Source organism: Burkholderia sp. TSV86 (assembly GCF_001522865.1).
Taxonomy (GTDB): domain Bacteria; phylum Pseudomonadota; class Gammaproteobacteria; order Burkholderiales; family Burkholderiaceae; genus Burkholderia.
The window spans coordinates 1-17,532 of record NZ_LOWB01000098.1 but is presented as its reverse complement, the minus strand read 5'-3'; the positions used below and the strand labels follow the sequence as shown (position 1 = coordinate 17,532).

General features: G+C 66.4%; 15 protein-coding genes and 1 pseudogene. 14 read left to right on the top strand and 2 right to left on the bottom strand.

Translation table 11 applies throughout. From position 1 onward, the window contains the following. Positions 1-2: 2 nt before the first annotated feature. The 3 genes from astB to WS68_RS16415 all read left to right on the top strand — a co-directional run bounded on the left by astB (position 3) and on the right by WS68_RS16415 (position 3,523). On the top strand, positions 3-1,343 hold the full coding sequence (gene astB, locus WS68_RS16425; protein WP_059571812.1) for an N-succinylarginine dihydrolase: 1,341 nt from the start codon (positions 3-5) through the stop codon (positions 1,341-1,343). After that, positions 1,327-2,400 carry a succinylglutamate desuccinylase gene (astE, locus tag WS68_RS16420; protein ID WP_059571811.1) on the top strand — a complete coding sequence of 358 codons (1,074 nt, stop codon included), beginning with the start codon at positions 1,327-1,329 and terminating at the stop codon, positions 2,398-2,400. Before astB ends, astE begins: the two co-directional genes overlap by 17 nt. 328 nt (positions 2,401-2,728) lie before the next feature. Continuing rightward, on the top strand, positions 2,729-3,523 hold the full coding sequence (locus WS68_RS16415) for an ABC transporter substrate-binding protein (protein WP_059571810.1): 795 nt from the start codon (positions 2,729-2,731) through the stop codon (positions 3,521-3,523). A gap of 106 nt (positions 3,524-3,629) precedes the next feature. On the opposite strand, the pseudogene WS68_RS16410 reads toward WS68_RS16415, so the two are convergent. Then, positions 3,630-4,482 (bottom strand): annotated as a pseudogene (locus WS68_RS16410) (alkane 1-monooxygenase); the annotation flags it as partial. Positions 4,483-4,937: 455 nt separating this feature from the next. On the opposite strand from WS68_RS16410, the gene WS68_RS16405 reads away from it, so the two are divergent. The 9 genes from WS68_RS16405 (at position 4,938) to WS68_RS29005 (ending at position 14,890) form a co-directional block, all read left to right on the top strand. Continuing rightward, positions 4,938-5,840 (top strand): 4'-phosphopantetheinyl transferase family protein, encoded by a 903-nt coding sequence (locus WS68_RS16405; protein WP_059571809.1) that lies wholly within the window; start codon positions 4,938-4,940, stop codon positions 5,838-5,840. A gap of 465 nt (positions 5,841-6,305) precedes the next feature. Next, positions 6,306-7,829 (top strand): histidine ammonia-lyase, encoded by a 1,524-nt coding sequence (gene hutH / locus WS68_RS16400; protein WP_059571808.1) that lies wholly within the window; start codon positions 6,306-6,308, stop codon positions 7,827-7,829. Between the two features lie 4 nt (positions 7,830-7,833). Then, on the top strand, positions 7,834-8,529 hold the full coding sequence (hutC, locus tag WS68_RS16395) for a histidine utilization repressor (protein ID WP_059571807.1): 696 nt from the start codon (positions 7,834-7,836) through the stop codon (positions 8,527-8,529). Between the two features lie 40 nt (positions 8,530-8,569). Then, positions 8,570-10,258, top strand: coding sequence for a urocanate hydratase (hutU, locus tag WS68_RS16390; RefSeq protein ID WP_059571806.1), 1,689 nt, complete (start codon positions 8,570-8,572; stop codon positions 10,256-10,258). Then, complete coding sequence (locus WS68_RS16385; RefSeq protein ID WP_059571805.1) at positions 10,259-10,906, top strand: HutD/Ves family protein; 648 nt, start codon at positions 10,259-10,261, stop codon at positions 10,904-10,906. Positions 10,907-10,910: 4 nt separating this feature from the next. Continuing rightward, on the top strand, positions 10,911-12,137 hold the full coding sequence (gene hutI, locus WS68_RS16380) for an imidazolonepropionase (RefSeq protein ID WP_059571804.1): 1,227 nt from the start codon (positions 10,911-10,913) through the stop codon (positions 12,135-12,137). A gap of 13 nt (positions 12,138-12,150) precedes the next feature. After that, the gene (locus tag WS68_RS16375; protein ID WP_059571803.1) at positions 12,151-13,533 is read left to right on the top strand and encodes a formimidoylglutamate deiminase; all 1,383 of its coding nucleotides are present in this window, start codon (positions 12,151-12,153) and stop codon (positions 13,531-13,533) included. A 42-nt stretch (positions 13,534-13,575) separates the two neighbouring features. Further along, complete coding sequence (hutG, locus tag WS68_RS16370) at positions 13,576-14,379, top strand: N-formylglutamate deformylase (protein WP_059571802.1); 804 nt, start codon at positions 13,576-13,578, stop codon at positions 14,377-14,379. A 307-nt stretch (positions 14,380-14,686) separates the two neighbouring features. Further along, the gene (locus tag WS68_RS29005) at positions 14,687-14,890 is read left to right on the top strand and encodes a hypothetical protein (RefSeq protein ID WP_231753047.1); all 204 of its coding nucleotides are present in this window, start codon (positions 14,687-14,689) and stop codon (positions 14,888-14,890) included. Here the strand turns inward: WS68_RS29005 and WS68_RS28445 are convergent. Continuing rightward, entirely contained in the window at positions 14,887-15,027 is a 141-nt protein-coding gene (locus tag WS68_RS28445; RefSeq protein ID WP_197419628.1) for a hypothetical protein, read from the bottom strand. The genes WS68_RS29005 and WS68_RS28445 overlap by 4 nt on opposite strands. A gap of 163 nt (positions 15,028-15,190) precedes the next feature. Between WS68_RS28445 and WS68_RS16360 the strand changes: the two genes are divergently transcribed. Further along, positions 15,191-15,991 (top strand): gamma-glutamyl-gamma-aminobutyrate hydrolase family protein, encoded by an 801-nt coding sequence (locus WS68_RS16360; protein ID WP_059571800.1) that lies wholly within the window; start codon positions 15,191-15,193, stop codon positions 15,989-15,991. A gap of 31 nt (positions 15,992-16,022) precedes the next feature. Beyond that, entirely contained in the window at positions 16,023-17,357 is a 1,335-nt protein-coding gene (locus WS68_RS16355; protein WP_059571799.1) for a glutamine synthetase family protein, read from the top strand. Positions 17,358-17,532 lie beyond the last annotated feature (175 nt).

Here is a 17,532-nt window from a genome sequence, read left to right as displayed (position 1 = left end):
CGATGAACGCAAAAGAAGCCAATTTCGACGGGCTCGTCGGCCCGACCCATAACTATGCGGGGCTGTCGTTCGGCAATGTCGCATCGCTGTCCAACGAAAAGAGCGACGCGAACCCGAAGGCGGCCGCCAAGCAGGGGCTGCGCAAGATGAAGCGGCTCGCGGACCTGGGCTTTGCGCAAGGCGTGCTGCCGCCACAGGAGCGGCCGTCGCTGCGCCTGTTGCGCGAACTCGGTTTCTCCGGCAAGGATGCCGACGTGATCGCGAAAGCCGCGAAGCAGGCGCCCGAGCTGCTCGCCGCGGCAAGTTCCGCGTCCGCGATGTGGACCGCGAACGCGGCGACGGTGAGCCCGTCGGCGGATACGGCCGACGGCCGCGTCCATTTCACGCCGGCCAATCTGTGCAGCAAGCTGCACCGGGCGATCGAGCACGAGGCGACGCGCCGCACGCTTGCCGCGATCTTCTCGGACGACGCGCGCTTCGCGGTGCACGACGCGCTGCCCGGCACGCCCGCGCTCGGCGACGAAGGCGCGGCGAACCACACGCGCTTTTGCGCCGAATACGGCGCACGCGGCATCGAGTTCTTCGTGTATGGCCGCGCCGAATACCGGCGCGGGCCCGAGCCGAAACGCTTTCCCGCGCGCCAGACGTTCGAGGCGAGCCGCGCGGTCGCGCAGCGCCACGGCCTGCGCGAGGAGGCGACCGTCTATGCGCAGCAGGACCCGGACGTGATCGACGCCGGCGTGTTCCACAACGACGTGATCGCGGTGGGCAACCGCGATACGCTGTTTTGCCACGAGCGCGCGTTCGTCGACAAGCAGGTGACCTACGACACGCTGAGCGCCGCGCTCGGCGCGTTGGGCGCGCAGCTCAAGATCATCGAGGTGCCGCAGCACGCGGTGAGCGTCGCGGACGCGGTGGGCTCGTATCTGTTCAACAGCCAGTTGCTCACGCGCGCGGACGGCGCGCAGCTGCTGATCGTTCCGCAGGAATGCAGAGAGAATCCGAATGTGTCCGCCTACCTGGACGAACTTGTCGCCGGCAATGGGCCGATTCGCGACGTGCTGGTGTTCGATCTGCGCGAAAGCATGAAGAACGGCGGCGGCCCGGCGTGCTTGCGGCTGCGCGTCGTGCTCACCGATGCGGAACGCGACGCGGTGAAGTCGAATGTCTGGATCGACGATGCGCTGTTCACGTCGCTCGATGGATGGATCGACAGACATTATCGCGACCGGTTGTCGCCCGCGGATCTCGCCGATCCGGCGCTGCTCGACGAATCGCGCACGGCGCTCGATGAGCTGACGCAGATCCTCGGCCTGGGCTCGCTCTATGATTTTCAGCGCTGAACGCGGCGGCGGCGCGGGCTGGCTCGACGATTTTCTCGCGTTGACGCTGGCGGGCGGCGCTGCATCTTCGGCCACCGGCGAATGCGCGCAACGCGTGGTGCACTGGCGTTGGCTCGGCGACGGGCTGTTGCTGCTCGAGCCGGCCGACGCCGCGCCGCGCATGCGTAGCGTGCTCGTATCGGCTGGCGTGCACGGCGACGAAACGGCGCCGATCGAGTTGGCGTCGCGGCTCGTTCGCGACATCGCGCGTGGCACGCTGCCGCTGGCGTGCAGGCTGCTCGTCGCGCTCGGCAATCCGGCCGCGATGCGTGCGGGGCGGCGTTATCTGGACGACGATCTGAATCGCTTGTTCGGCGGCCGCTACCAGCAGGTTCAGCAGCTGGCGCCGAGCCGCGAGGCGCTTCGCGCCGAGCAGCTCGAGGCGGCCGCGGCGCGCTTTTTCGCGGCGGCACCCACGGGCGGTGAGCGCTGGCACATCGACATGCATACCGCGATTCGCGCATCGATGTTCGAGCAGTTCGCCCTGCTGCCGCATACCGGCATGCCGCCGGCGCGGACGATGTTCGAATGGCTCGGCTTCGCGCGGATCGCGGCGGTGCTGCTGCATACGGCGAAAGGAAATACGTTTTCGCATTTCACCGCGCAGCAGTGCGGCGCGCTCGCATGCACGCTGGAGCTGGGCAAGGTGATGCCGTTCGGCGAGAACGATCTCGCGCGGTTCGCGCACGCCGATCAGGCGGTGCGCCATCTCGTGTCCGATCGCGGCGGCGTGCCGGGCGCCGCGCCGCGCGCGCATGCGCCGTTGCCGCGCGTATTCACGGTCGTCGATCAGATCACCAAGCAAAGCGACGCGCTCGAACTGTTCGTCGACAAGGACGTGCCGAACTTCACGCCGTTCGCGCGAGGCACGCTGCTCGCGCGCGACGGCGATTACCGCTATACGGTGACGCGCGACGAGGAGCGCATCGTGTTTCCAAATCCGTCGGTCAAGCCTGGCTTGCGAGCGGGGCTGCTGGTCGTCGAGACGACGGCCGACATATACGCTGCGCTCGTCTGAGCGGCAGGCGCGCGCCGCGCCCGTCCGAGCTCCAGAGCCGGTTTCCGCTCCCCCGCGTGCATGCCGCCCGCCGGCTTGCGCAGCGCGCCGCTTGCGCGATTGCGACGCCTAATTGCGCATTCCGCATGCCGCGACGTAATCGCCGCCGCGCCCGCCCTGGCGCGCGCGCCCGACCAGCCGGGGCGCCCGAGACGGTACAATCGCGACCTTGCGGCTGTTGCGCCGCATCATGACCGGGCCGCGTGTTTGTCCGCAAACGGCTGCGCTGCAATCATGCGGCGTTCCGGTCGCTGACTGACAATGTTCGTTCGTATCGAGGAGAACACTGATGAAATTGAACTGGCGAAAGATGGCCGCGCACGCGGTCGCGACGGCAGCGATGCTGGCAGCAGGCAGCGCGGTCGCGGCCGATCTGAAGGAAATTCGCTTCGGCGTCGAGGCATCGTATGCGCCGTTCGAATACAAGACGCCCGACGGCAAGCTGGCCGGTTTCGATATCGATATCGGCAATGCCGTATGCGCGAAGCTGAAGGTGAAGTGCGTGTGGGTCGAAAACGCGTTCGACGGCCTGATCCCGGCGCTGCAGGCTCGCAAATTCGATGCGATCAACTCCGACATGACGATCACCGATCAGCGCCGCCGCGCCATCGATTTCACCGATCCGATCTACACGATCCCGAATCAGTTGATCGCGAAGAAGGGCAGCGGGCTGCTGCCGACGACGGCCTCGCTCAAGGGCAAGCGCATTGGCGTGCTGCAAGGAACGATTCAGGAAGCCTACGCGAAGAAGCGCTGGGCGCCGGCGGGCGTCGAAGTCGTGCCGTATCAGACGCAGGATCTGGCCTACGAAGACCTGAAGTCGGGGCGTCTGGACGCAACGTTCCAGGATTCGGAGGCGGGCGCGAAGGGCTTTCTGTCGAAGCCGCAGGGCGCGGGCTTCGCGTTCGCGGGCGATCATGTGAGCGATGCGGAGATTCTCGGCTCGGGCGTGGGCTTCGGGCTGCGTAAGGGCGATGAGTCGTTGAAAACCGCGGTCAATCAGGCGCTGAAGGAACTGAAGGCCGACGGCACGATCGATGGCCTTGCGAAGAAGTACTTCAGCGTACCCGTGACGCTCAAGTAACGCATTCGGCGGCGTGCCGAATTTCGAAAGCGCTGTCTTGTCGACGACCGGCCGCTTATGCGGCCGGTTTTGCTTTGACGTGGCTCAGGCCGCGTATGCCGCCGCGTCATGCGCGTGCCGCGCCCAGTTCAGCAAGCACCCGTTGCCGGATCGACGGCTTGATGTTCGATTGCCCGATGTTCGCGCGGTAGTGCCCGACGACGCGCGGATTCATCACCTTGAACCACAGCGGCGGCACATAGGCGAGCGGGATCATCGTCGCATAACCGGCGGGCAATTGCGGCGAATCGTCGAAATGCCGCAGGGCCTGATAAGCGCGCGCCGGGTTGGCATGATGATCGGCGTGGCGCTGGAGTCGATACAGGAACAGGTTCGTCACGACGTGGCTGCTGTTCCACGAGTGCGCGCTCGTGCAGCGCTCGTAGCGCCCGCTCGGCAACTGATTGCGGCCGAGCCCGTAGTGCTCGGTGTAGTTGACGACTTCGAGCAGCGACGCTGCCATATACCGCCTGGATCAGCAGCAGCGGCAGCACTTTCGCGCCGTACAACGCGATCGCGGCGCCCCATCACGCGGCAGTCGTCGCCCACGCATGCAGCACTTCGTTGCGCCACGACCAGCACGAGTGGCCGGTGCGTGCCAGCCGCGCCTTTTCGAGCCGCCACGCGGATCTGACGCTGCCCGTTACGGTTCTCGGCAGGAACGCCCAGAACGATTCGCCGTAGCGGGCGCTGGCCGGATCGTCCAGCGTGGCGACGCGCACATGATGGCCGCGATTGTGCTCGACGAAGAAATGGCCATATGCGACGGGGGCGAGCGTGATTTTTGCGAGCCAGCGCTCGAACCGGTTGTTTTTATGGCCGAGTTCGTGCGCGGTGTTGATCGAGATGCCGGTCGCGGTGCCGAGCGACATGGCGCAGCCGATGTAGTCGTACCAGCTGAGCGATTGCGTGCTGACGATCACCAATAGCGTTTTGTATCGGTTCACGGCGAGCGTGCCGGTTGCTGAGTTGCCATTGCTCTTCCCTGTCGGTGTGGGTGCGCCGTTTTTTGGGCCGGCTGGCTGGTTGCGTGCACCGGCGTTTGCCGTCCGTGCCGCCAGTTCATGTTCGCTGCGCTCAGTTACATGTGTTCTATCATCGTTCGGCCAAATCTTCGGATTAGGCATGAACCTCCAAACGCCGCAACGACAGGCGGGCCGCGCCGCGTCTTGTGCAGCAGCCTGATTCAACCATTGCGGGCTGTCGAGATGAGCGGCTGGTGAGCGCGCCGGAGTATGGTCATCGCATGGTTCGGGGTTATTGAAGGAGAACCGAGAGATTGATTCCGTGCGTATTCGCGTCTGTTGCGCGGCGGGCATGACCGGCATCCGTTACTATCGAACGCTTTCGTCTGACACGCGCTTTCCTTGCCTCCATGAGCCAACCTTCTGATGCATTTTTGCCGTCCGCTCACGATGCCGCTTATCGCGCCGTCGAATTGACGGCGCCCGATGCGGTGCGCACCGCTGGTGTACGGCTCGTGCGGCTCGATTTCAATTTCGGCGCGGCAGGCGAAACGCGCGCGTTCGAATGTTTGAGCGACGACGAGCAGGAGCGTGCGCACCGCTTTGTGCGAACGGAAGACGCGCTGCGCTACGCTGCGACCCGCGCGGTGCTGCGCATGCTGCTCGGCGCCGCCTTGGAGATTCCGGCCGCGGCGCTGCGTTTCGTCGCCGACGCACACGGCCGGCCAACGCTTGCGCCCGAGCATGCGCGGCTCGCGCCCACGCTGGATTTCAACGTGTCGCATTCCGGCGGGCATGCGCTGATCGGTTGGAGCCGCGCGGCGCGCGTCGGCGTCGATATCGAGGCACAGCGCGAGGGCATCGATTGGTGGTCGCTCAGCCGCGCGGTGTTCGCCCCCGCCGACGAGGCGGCGCTTGCCGCGTTGCCCGAAGCCGAGCGCGAAGCGGCGTTCTATCGGGTGTGGGCGGCGAAGGAGGCGCTGCTGAAAGCGCTCGGCACGGGAATCGGCGCGGGGCTCACCGCGTTCTCAGTGCTCGGCGGCGAAGGGCAGCCGGCTGCCTCGGCGTTGCCGGCGTGCGATCCCGGCTGCGCCGTTTCGCGCGGTCCCGCGCACCGCACGTCGATGGCAGCCGCGCGCGAGCAGGGTGGCGCAGCGTTGGCCGCTGCCGGGCCGGCACTGCATTTTCCGGTCACGCCGATCGTGCGCATCGTCGATCCGGCGTCAGCCGCCTGCGGCGTGGCCGCGTTCGATGCGATCTGGCTCGACGCACCGGCCGGCTACGCGGCCTGCGTCGCCTGGCAGCGTGCGTAGTGCATCCAGTGTCTGTTTTCACGCATGGCGGCACGCTCCGGCGGCATGTGCTGCCGGCCGTTTCCTTCATGGCGTCTGCTTTTCTGTAGCCGGCGCGAATCGCACGAGCGCTATTGAGCGATACCAATCAATCGACGGATAACGCATGTTATGCCGCCGCTCAGCCGGCGCAGCGTGCATTCCGGCGGCCGAGAATTCGCCTGCGCAGGCAGATTGCCTGAAATGTCCCGCGCGGATGCGCTGGATCCGGGCCCGGCTGGTTTCCCGCGCTCGGCTTGTGTCCGGCATCCCGCGCCGCGGCGCTCCGATGCGCGCCCGGCAAGCGCGAGCCGGATATCGGCAGGGACCACGTATAGACCAAGCCTAGGGCAAACCCCAGGCCGTATTTTTGAAAAACGAGTTGTCTATACAAGCTTGGGTCACTAAACTCGACGCATCGAAAACTTGTATAGACAGGACTCGCCGATGATCACACTGACCCCAGGCCGCCTGAGCCTTGCGCAACTACGCCGGATCGCACGCGAGAACGTGCGCATCGCGCTCGATCCCGCGAGCTACGCGGCCATCGACGCGGGCGCGCAAGCCGTCGCCGCGATCGCCGCGAAGGGCGAGCCGGCCTACGGCATCAACACGGGTTTCGGCCGGCTCGCGAGCACGCATATTCCGCACGATCAGCTCGAGCTGCTGCAACGGAACCTGGTGCTGTCGCATGCGGTCGGCGTGGGCGAACCGATGGCGCTGCCGGTCGTGCGTCTGCTGATCGCGCTGAAGCTTTCGAGCCTCGGGCGCGGTCACTCGGGCATCCGGCGCGTCGTGATGGACGCGCTCGTCACGCTGTTCAATGCCGACGTGCTGCCGCTGATTCCGGTCAAGGGCTCGGTCGGCGCATCGGGCGATCTGGCGCCGCTCGCGCATATGTCGGCCGTGCTGCTCGGTATCGGCGAGGTGTTCATCCGCGGCGAGCGTGCCAGCGCGATGGAGGGCCTGCGCGTCGCGGGCCTTGCGCCGCTCGCGCTCGACGCGAAAGAAGGGCTGGCGCTGCTGAACGGCACACAGGCGTCCACCGCGCTCGCACTCGACAATCTGTTCGTGATCGAGGATCTGTACCGCACCGCGCTCGTATCGGGCGCGCTGTCGGTTGATGCGGCGGCCGGCTCGGTGAAGCCGTTCGATGCGCGCATCCACGAGCTGCGCGGCCATCGCGGCCAGATCGATGCGGCGGCCGCTTACCGGACGCTGCTCGAAGGCTCGGCGATCAACGTGTCGCACCGCGACTGCGGCAAGGTGCAGGACCCGTACAGCCTGCGCTGCCAGCCGCAGGTGATGGGCGCATGCCTCGACCAGATGCGCCACGCGGCGAACGTGCTGCTCATCGAGGCCAACGCGGTGTCGGACAATCCGCTGATCTTTCCCGACACCGGCGAGGTGTTGTCCGGCGGCAATTTCCACGCGGAGCCCGTTGCGTTCGCGGCCGATAATCTCGCGCTCGCCGCGGCCGAGATCGGCGCGCTCGCCGAGCGCCGGATCGCGCTCCTGATCGACGCGACGCTGTCGGGCCTGCCGCCGTTCCTCGTGAAGGACGGCGGCGTGAACTCGGGCTTCATGATCGCGCACGTGACGGCCGCCGCGCTCGCGTCGGAAAACAAGACGCTTGCGCACCCGGCCTCGGTCGATTCGCTGCCGACATCGGCGAACCAGGAGGACCACGTGTCGATGGCGACGTTCGCCGCGCGCCGGCTCGCGGACATCGCGGACAACACCGCGCACATCCTCGCGATCGAGCTGCTCGCGGCCGCGCAGGGCGTCGATCTGCGCGCGCCGCACCAAACGAGCCCGGCGCTGCTGCAAGCGATGAAGGCGGTGCGCGCCGACGTCGCGCACTACGACCTCGATCATTACTTCGCGCCGGACATCGCGGTGATCGCGCGGCGCGTGCGCGAGCGCGTGTTCGCGGCGCTCGCGCCGCTGTCGTTCGAATCGGAGCAGTGACGCGATGAGCACGCCCGCGTATCAGGAGATCAAGGACTTCATCCTCGAGCGCATTCACGCCGGTCAATGGGCGGAAGGCGATCAAGTGCCGTCCGAGAATGAGCTTGCGCGCGAATTCAAGGTTGCCCGGATGACGGTCAACCGCGCGCTGCGCGAACTGACGGCCGAGCAGGTGCTCACGCGCGTGCAAGGCGCGGGCACGTTCGTTGCGCGGCCCAAGTATGAATCGACGCTCGTGGCGATCCGCAGCATCTCCGATGAGATCGCCGCGCGCGGTCACCGGCATCATGCGCGCGTGCTCGATCTCGTCACGATGAGAGCCGACGACGCGCTCGCCGAGGAGATGCAGGTGCTGTTGCACGCGACGATCTTCCGCTCGACGATGCTGCATTACGAGAACGACGAGCCGGTGCAGTTCGAGGAGCGCTGGGTCAATCCCGTGGTCGCCGCCGATTACGTCGCGCAGGATTTCTCGACGATCACGCCGAATCAATACCTGATGCGCGTCGCGCCGCTGCAGCGCGTCGAATACCGGATCGAGGCCGCGGCGCCCGAGTGTGCGATGCGCGATCTGCTTGCGATGGGCGAGGCCGAGCCCTGTCTCGTGCTGCACCGGCGCACTTGGTCGCAAGGCGTCGTCGCGTCGATCGTGAATCTGTGGCATCCGGGCAGCCGCTATCGCTTCACCGGTCATTTCTAAATCCTAACGATTACCCGTTTCCTCTGTCGGAGCCGTCGTCATGAACCATCCGAAACACATCGATCCGCGTCTCGATCCGACCCGCGTCATCCGCGCACCGCGCGGTGCCGAGAAAACCTGCAAGAGCTGGCTGACCGAAGCCGCGTACCGGATGATTCAGAACAATCTCGACGCGCAAGTCGCCGAGCATCCGCATGCGCTCGTGGTGTACGGCGGTATCGGCCGCGCCGCGCGCAACTGGGATTGCTTCGATCAGATTCTCGCGTCGCTGAAGGATTTGGGCGACGACGAGACGCTGCTCGTGCAGTCGGGCAAGCCGGTCGGCGTGTTCCGCACGCACGCGGACGCGCCGCGCGTGCTGATCGCCAACTCGAATCTCGTGCCGCACTGGGCGAACTGGGACCACTTCAACGAACTCGACCGCAAGGGCCTGATGATGTATGGCCAGATGACGGCGGGAAGCTGGATCTACATCGGCAGCCAGGGGATCGTGCAAGGCACGTATGAGACGTTCTTCGCGGTCGCGAACCAGCATTTCAACGGCGATCCGTCCGGCCGCTGGATTTTGACGGGCGGTCTCGGCGGGATGGGCGGCGCGCAGCCGCTCGCGGCGACGATGGCGGGCTTCTCGATGATCGCGGTCGAATGCGACGAATCGCGGATCGATTTCCGTTTGAAGACCCGCTATGTCGACAAGAAGGCGAAGACGCTCGACGAGGCGCTCGCGCTTGTCGACGAGGCCAAGCGCGCGGGCAAGCCGGTGTCGGTGGGACTCGTGGGCAACGCGGCCGATGTGTTTGCCGAATGCGTCGCGCGCGGCATCACGCCCGATTGCGTGACGGACCAGACGAGCGCGCACGATCCGGTCAACGGCTATTTGCCGCAAGGCTGGAGTGTCGAGCAATGGCGCGATGCGCAGAAGGTCGATCCGAAGAGCATCGTCACGCCGGCCAAGCATTCGATGGCGGCGCAGGTGCGCGCGATGCTGACGTTGCAGCAGCGCGGCGCGGCGACGCTCGATTATGGCAACAACATCCGTCAAATGGCCCTGGAGATGGGCGTCGAGAACGCGTTCGATTTCCCCGGCTTCGTGCCTGCGTATATCCGGCCGCTCTTTTGCGAGGGCAAGGGGCCTTTCCGTTGGGTCGCGCTGTCGGGCGATCCCGAGGATATCTACAAGACCGATGCGAAGGTCAAGGAGTTGATCCCCGACGATGCGCACCTGCACAACTGGCTCGACATGGCGCGCGAGCGGATCGCGTTCCAGGGGCTGCCCGCGCGGATATGCTGGATCGGGGTAAAGGATCGTTACCGGATCGGCCTCGCGTTCAACGAGATGGTGAAGTCGGGCGAGCTGAAGGCGCCTGTCGTGATCGGCCGCGATCATCTTGATACCGGCTCGGTTGCGAGCCCGAACCGGGAAACCGAAGCGATGAAGGACGGCTCGGATGCCGTCAGCGACTGGCCGCTGCTGAATGCGCTGCTGAACACCGCGGGCGGCGCGACGTGGGTGTCGCTGCATCATGGCGGCGGCGTCGGGATGGGATTCTCTCAGCATGCGGGCGTCGTGATCGTCTGCGACGGCACCGACGCGGCGGCCCGCCGCATCGAGCGTGTGCTGTTCAACGATCCGGCAACGGGCGTGATGCGTCACGCGGATGCCGGCTACGAGCTGGCGCAGCGCACCGCGAAGGAAGCCAGGCTCAAGCTGCCGATGCTCGGGCGCTGAATGGCCATGCCGTCGGCAACGATGAAAACGGCGCTGATTGGCGCGGATACGCTTGTCGCGTCTGCGTGGAGGAACGGCGGCGGCGTGACGCGCGAGATCGCGGCGGGCTTGACGCGGCGCACTGCTTCGCAGGTGCGCCCGGCGAACGGAGTGCCCGATGCATTTGTCTGGCGCGTGAGCGTTGCCGATGTCGGCCGGCCGGGGCCGTTCTCGCGTTTCGACGGCGTCGATCGCACGCTCGTGCTGCTGAGCGGCGCGGGCATGACGCTCGTGGGCGCCGGCGGTGTGCGGCATGTGCTGCGCTCGCCGCTCGAGCGCGCCGATTTCGCGGGCGAACTCGCGATTGCGGCCGAACTGCACGGCGGCCCGACGCGCGATTTCAATCTGATGACGCGCCGTGACGCCGCGCGCGGCAGCGTCGAGGTCTGGCGCAGCGGTGCGTCGTATGCGTTGCGCGCGGACGTGGTGCTGCTGTTCTGCGTGCTGGGCGCGCCGAGCATCGCTGTTGGCGAGGCGGCCCCTGCCGTGCTGAGCCCTTTCGATACGCTGCGCATCGACGATCCGCCGGGCGGCGAGCTGCGCTGCGCGATAGGCGGCGACGGCGTGCTGCTCGCGGCCGGCGTGACGCTTCTGGATGACGAGGCATGAGCGGATGAAACGGACTGTTTGGCATAACTTGAATCTGTGCGCGCACGGCGATCCCGACGACACGCTTGCCGGTGCCGCGATCGCGGTGGACGACGACGGCGCGATCGCGTGGCTCGGGCCGCTCGAGCGCTTGCCGCGCGACTACACTGGCTGGCCGCGCGAGGACTTGCGCGGCGCATGGGTGACGCCGGGCCTCGTCGATTGCCATACGCATCTCGTCTACGGCGGCCAGCGCGCGGACGAATTCGCGCAGCGCCTTGCCGGCGTGAGCTATGAGGAGATCGCGCGGCAGGGCGGCGGAATCGTGTCGACGGTGCGCGCGACGCGCGAGGCGACCGAGGCCGAACTGTTCGAGCAGGCGGCCGGGCGCCTGCAGCCGATGCTCGCGCAGGGGGTGACGGCCATCGAGATCAAATCGGGCTACGGGCTCGCACTCGACGCCGAGCGCCGGACGCTGCGCGTCGCGCGGCGGCTCGGCGAACGTTTTCCGGTGAGCGTCCACACGACGTTTCTCGGCGCGCACGCGCTGCCGCCCGAATACGCGGGCCGCGCGGATGCGTATATCGATGAGGTATGCGAACGGATGTTGCCCGCGCTTGCCGACGAAGGGCTCGTCGATGCGGTCGACGTATTCTGCGAGCGGATCGGCTTCACGCTCGCGCAGAGCGAGCGCGTGTTCGATGCAGCCGCGCATCGCGGGCTGCCCGTCAAGATGCATGCGGAGCAATTGTCGAACGGCGGCGGCGCGGTGCTTGCCGCACGCCATCGCGCGTTGTCCGCCGATCATCTCGAATATCTGGACGAAGCCGGCGTGGCCGCGATGCGCGAGGCCGGCACCGTCGCCGTGCTGCTGCCGGGCGCGTATTACTTCATTCGCGAGACTCAATTGCCGCCGATCGATTTGCTGCGCCGCTATCGCGTGCCGATCGCGCTGGCGACCGATCACAATCCGGGCACGTCGCCGCTGACTTCGCTGCTGCTGACAATGAACATGGGCTGCACGCTTTTCAAGCTGACGGTGCCGGAAGTGCTGCTCGGCGTCACGCGCCATGCGGCCGCGGCGCTCGGCGCGAGCGGCCGGCACGGCGCGCTTGCACCGGGGCGGCAGGCCGATTTTGCGGTGTGGTCGGTCGGCACGCTCGCGGAGCTTGCCTATTGGTTCGGCCGGCCGCTATGCGCGCGGGTCGTGAAGGGCGGCTCGACAGTGTTCGAAGCGCCCTGCATTCGATAAAGACACAGCAGGCATGACGATGACCGATTCAATGCTGTTTGCCGAGCATGCATATCTGCCCGGCGGCTGGCGGCGTAACGTGCTGCTGCGCTGGGACGCGGCGGGCGCGCTGCTTGACGTGCGAGCGGACGTGGATGCGCCGGCGCTCGTCGAGCGCGCGGCGGGGCCCGTGTTGCCGGGGATGCCGAACCTGCATTCGCACGCGTTCCAGCGCGCGATGGCCGGCCTTGCCGAATATCGTGCGAATGCGTCCGACACGTTCTGGAGCTGGCGCGACCTGATGTACCGTTTCGCCCTGAAAATCACGCCTGACATGCTCGCGGCCATTGCGCGCTGGCTGTATGTCGAGATGTTGAAGAGCGGCTATACGTCGGTGTGCGAATTTCATTACGTTCATCACGCGCCCGACGGCTCGTGCTATCCGCGGCCAGCCGAGCTGGCGTCCCGCGTGATCGGCGCGGCGCGCGAGGCCGGCATCGGCATCACCATGCTGCCCGTCGCGTATCAGTACAGCGGTTTCGGCGAACGTGCGCCGCGCGACGATCAGCGCCGTTTCATCAACACGCCCGAGGCGCTGCTCGAACTCGTCGGCGCATTGCGCGCCGAGCAGCCGGAGCACGGCGCACTGCGTTACGGGATCGCGCCGCATTCGCTGCGCGCGGTGTCCGAGCGCGGGCTGCGCGCGTTGCTCGACGGGATCGCGCCCGATGCGCCGGTCCACATCCATATCGCCGAGCAGACGGCCGAGGTCGACGATTGCCTTGGCGCATACGGCGCGCGGCCGGTGCAATGGCTGCTTGAGCGCTTCGATGTGAACGCACGCTGGTGTCTCGTCCATGCGACGCACGTCGACGCATCGGAGACGGTAGCGCTCGCCGCGAGCGGCGCGGTTGCCGGGCTTTGCCCGACGACCGAGGCCAATCTCGGCGACGGCGTGTTTCCAGGCGCTGACTATCTCGCCGCGCGAGGCGCGATCGGCATCGGCTCGGACAGCCATGTCACGGTCGACTGGCGCGCCGAGCTGCGGCTTCTCGAATACGGGCAGCGTCTCGTGCGGCGCGAGCGCAACGTGCTCGCGGATTCGGCGCATACTCACGTGGCGGACCGTTTGTATGCGGCCTCGCTCGCGGGCGGCGCGCGCGCGAGCGGGCGGCCGCTCGGTGCGCTCGCGGCCGGTTGCCGCGCCGATTGGATCGTGCTCGATCCCGAGCATCCGGCGCTGATCGAGCGCGGCAGCGATGCGTGGCTGTCGGGCGTGGTGTTCGCCGAGCATGGCCAGACGCCGGTGCGCGATGTCTATGTCGGCGGCCACGCGCTCGTGCGCGAGCGCCGGCATCGCGACGAAGCGGTCGCCTACGCCGGTTATCGCGCGGCGCTCGCGCAATTGCTGCGCTGAGCAGGTGGCTGCGCACTGGAACGAATCACGAGACCAACCATCATGAGCATTGCATCGCATCCGCCGATCTTCACGCTGCATCGCGGCACGTTGCCGCTGCTGGTGTCGATCCCGCACGCCGGCACCCATATCCCGCGCGACATCGCCGTGACGATGACGCCCGTCGCCCAATACGTCGACGATTGCGACTGGCATCTCGAACGCCTGTATGGCTTTGCGAAGACGCTCGGCGCATCGGTGCTCGTGCCGTCGCACGCGCGCTATGTCGTCGATCTGAATCGTCCGCCCGACGACGCGAATCTCTATCCGGGCCAGGACACGACGGGCCTCGTGCCCATTGACACGTTCGACAAGGCGCCCCTCTATCGGGATGGCGCCGAGCCGGATGCCGCCGAGATCGCGCGGCGTCGCGAGCAGTACTGGGTGCCATATCACGAGGCGCTCGCCGGCGAGTTGCAGCGAATCAAACGCGAACATGGCCGCGCGCTGCTGTGGGAGGCGCATTCGATCCGCGGGCGCGTGCCACGCTTTTTCGACGGCCGCTTGCCGGACTTCAACTTCGGCACGGCGGGCGGTGCGAGCGCGGCGCCGGGGCTCGCGGATACGCTCGCCGGGCTGGTCGAACGGCACGGCGGCTACACGGCGGTTGCGAATGGCCGTTTCAAGGGCGGCTACATCACACGCCAGTACGGCTCGCCTGAGAGCGGTGTGCAGGCCGTGCAGCTTGAACTCGTGCAGGCGACTTACATGGAAGAGACGCGGCCCTATGCTTACGACGACGCGAAGGCGCAGCGCATCGCGCCGCTGCTGCGCGCGCTGGTGACGGCCGCGCTCGAACATCGCTGAGCGGCCGCGGCATCGCGGGGCCGTGATCGGATACCGGCGATAAGCCGTTTATAAGGGTAAACCCTATGTTAAATCGGATTAAACAGAATTGACGGCGCCTTTAGATACGATAAGCTGATTGTCAGCCAGCCGTCATATCAACTTCGGCAGTATTTTCACGCTGCCGCACTGCGAAAACCCTCTACTGCGACGTTCGCGGCGATGTGCCGGCAAGCCGGGCGGCGGCGTGCATCGTTTTGCGCATCGTTTTGCCACGTTCAATACTTTAAACAGTCAGTCGAGTGTGATCGTGAGAGTCCAACGCTCCTTGGCCGGACGGGGTCGAAGTTGGCGCGCGGGTTGGCCGCATGCCGTCGATTCCGCCGACAACGGCTGCGGCAAGCATCTCGCCAGCCCAAGCCTGCCTAGTCTCGCCCCCTTGTCCCGGCGCTCGGTGCGCCGTCATAACGCGGTTGCCGCGCGCGCCTACATGGCTGTTCACGACGACGGTATTGCGTCGTTGTTGCCTTAGCGCCTCTTGTTGCCGGTCATCGATTCGTCGTTGCCGTTCGGCGCGGGCGATGTGCCGTCGCGCATGCGGCGCAACTGCGTGCGTTTTGCCTCGCGCGACGCGTGAATGCCGCGCGGCCGCCGGCGAGCCAGTGGCATCAATGCTGCGTAGTCCCGGCTGCCAGCATCGAACAAGCCGGCGCATGCATCCGCCGGCTTGCGGCACCGTTTGCGTTTTCCACCGCGTGCGACGCGCACCGCCCCGGTTGCGCGCGTCGCACGCACACCTATTTCGCCGCCAACCCGAATCGGAGGAAATGCAATGAACGAATCGATTGGCCGTGCACGGCCGGTGGTGGGCATTTGCGCGGACCGCAAGATGGTGGGGGTGCATCCCGCGCATGTCGTGGGAGAGAAGTATCTGACCGCGCTCGTCGACGGTGCGCGCGCGCTCGCGATCGTACTGCCCGCGCTCGGCGAGCGGCAGCGCATCGACGATCTGCTCGCGCTCGTCGACGGCTTGTTGTTGACCGGCAGCTATTCGAATGTCGAGCCCGCGCGTTATGGCGGGCCCGCGAGCGCGCCCGGCACGCTGCATGATGCGGCGCGCGACGCGACGGCGCTGCCGCTCGTGCGCGCGGCGATCGACGCAGGCGTGCCGGTGCTCGCGATCTGCCGCGGCATGCAGGAGTTGAACGTCGCGTTCGGCGGAACGCTGCATCAGCAGGTGCATGGAATCGATGGGCATGCCGATCACCGCGAGGACGCGGACGCGGCGCTCGACGTTCAGTACGGTCCCGCGCATGCCGTGCAGCTTGCGCCGGGCGGATTGCTGCAACGATTGATGCGCGGCGCCGACAGCGTCGAAGTCAACTCGTTGCATGCGCAAGGAATCGAGCGGCTCGGCGATGGCTTGACCGTCGAAGCCCGCGCGCCCGATGGGCTGATCGAGGCGATCGGCGTGCGCGATGCGCGCGCGTTCGCGTTGGGCGTGCAGTGGCATCCGGAGTGGCGGTTCGAGCACCATGCGCTGTCGAGGGAAATTTTTGCGGCGTTCGGCGCGGCATGCCACGCCCGAATGCGCAGGACGGCCGAGCGCGCCGGGCGTGCAATGGGCGCGTAACGCCGTCGAAGCTTATCGAAGAGAGGCTGATATGCAAGACATCGACGATTTTTTGAGGCAACACCGAATCACCGAAGTGGAAGCGATCATTCCCGACATGGCGGGGATCGCGCGCGGCAAGATCATTCCGCGCAACAAATTCGAAACCGGCGAATCGATGCGCTTGCCGCAGGCCGTGATGGTGCAGACCGTCACCGGCGACTATCCGGAGGACGGCACGCTGACCGGCGTGACCGATCCCGACATGGTATGCGTGCCCGACGCATCGACGATCTGCCTGATTCCGTGGGCGGTCGATCCGACCGCGCAGGTGATTCACGATTGCGTGCATTTCGACGGCTCGCCGGTACAGATCTCTCCGCGCTACGTATTGCGGCGCGTGCTCGATTTGTATCGGGAGAAAGGGTGGAAGCCCGTGGTTGCGCCGGAGCTTGAGTTCTATCTGGTCGACATGAACAAGGATCCGGACTTGCCGTTGCGGCCGCCCATTGGCCGCACCGGGCGTGCGGAGACGGGGCGGCAATCCTATTCGATCGAGGCGGTCAACGAGTTCGATCCGCTTTTCGAGGACATCTACGAATACTGCGAGCTGCAAGGCCTCGATATCGATACGCTGATTCACGAAGTCGGCGCCGCGCAGATGGAGATCAACTTCCTGCACGGCGATGCGCTGTCGCTCGCCGACCAGGTGTTCCTGTTCAAGCGCACGGTGCGCGAGGCGGCGCTGCGCCACAACATGTATGCGACGTTCATGGCCAAGCCGATGGAAGGCGAGCCGGGCTCGGCGATGCATATTCATCAGAGCATCATCGACGTCGAAACGGGCCGCAACCTCTTCATCGATGCGAACGGCGACATGACGCCGATGTTCCGCGGTTATCTGGCCGGCCTGCAGAAGTACACGCCCGCGCTGATGCCGATCTTCGCGCCGTACATCAATTCGTACCGGCGGCTGTCGCGTTTCATGGCCGCGCCGATCAACGTGCAGTGGGGCTACGACAACCGCACCGTCGGTTTCCGGATTCCGCACGCGGCGCCTTCCGCAAGACGAATCGAGAACCGGATTCCGGGCGTCGACTGCAATCCGTATCTAGCGATCGCGGGCACGCTCGCGGCTGGCTATCTCGGCGTCACCCAAGCGCTTGAGCCGACCGAGCCGCTCGCGAGCGACGGCTACAGCCTGCCATACCAGCTGCCGCGCAATCTCGAGGAGGGGCTTACGCTGATGGCCGCCTGTACGCCGCTCGCCGAGATGCTCGGCGAGAAGTTCGTGAAGGCGTATCTCGCGTTGAAGGAAACGGAATACGAAGCATTTTTCCGCGTGATCAGCTCATGGGAGCGCAAGCACCTGTTGCTGCACGTTTGAGCGTGCGGCTTGCACGCCATACCAAGGAGGGCAAAATGACCTATCGAAGTGACGACATCGACGATCTCCAAGTGCTGCACGCGAGCGCCGCGCAGCCGCGCACGAGCGCCGAATACCGCGCGCTGGACGCCGCACACCACCTGCACCCGTTCTCGGACATGGGCGCGCTCAACCG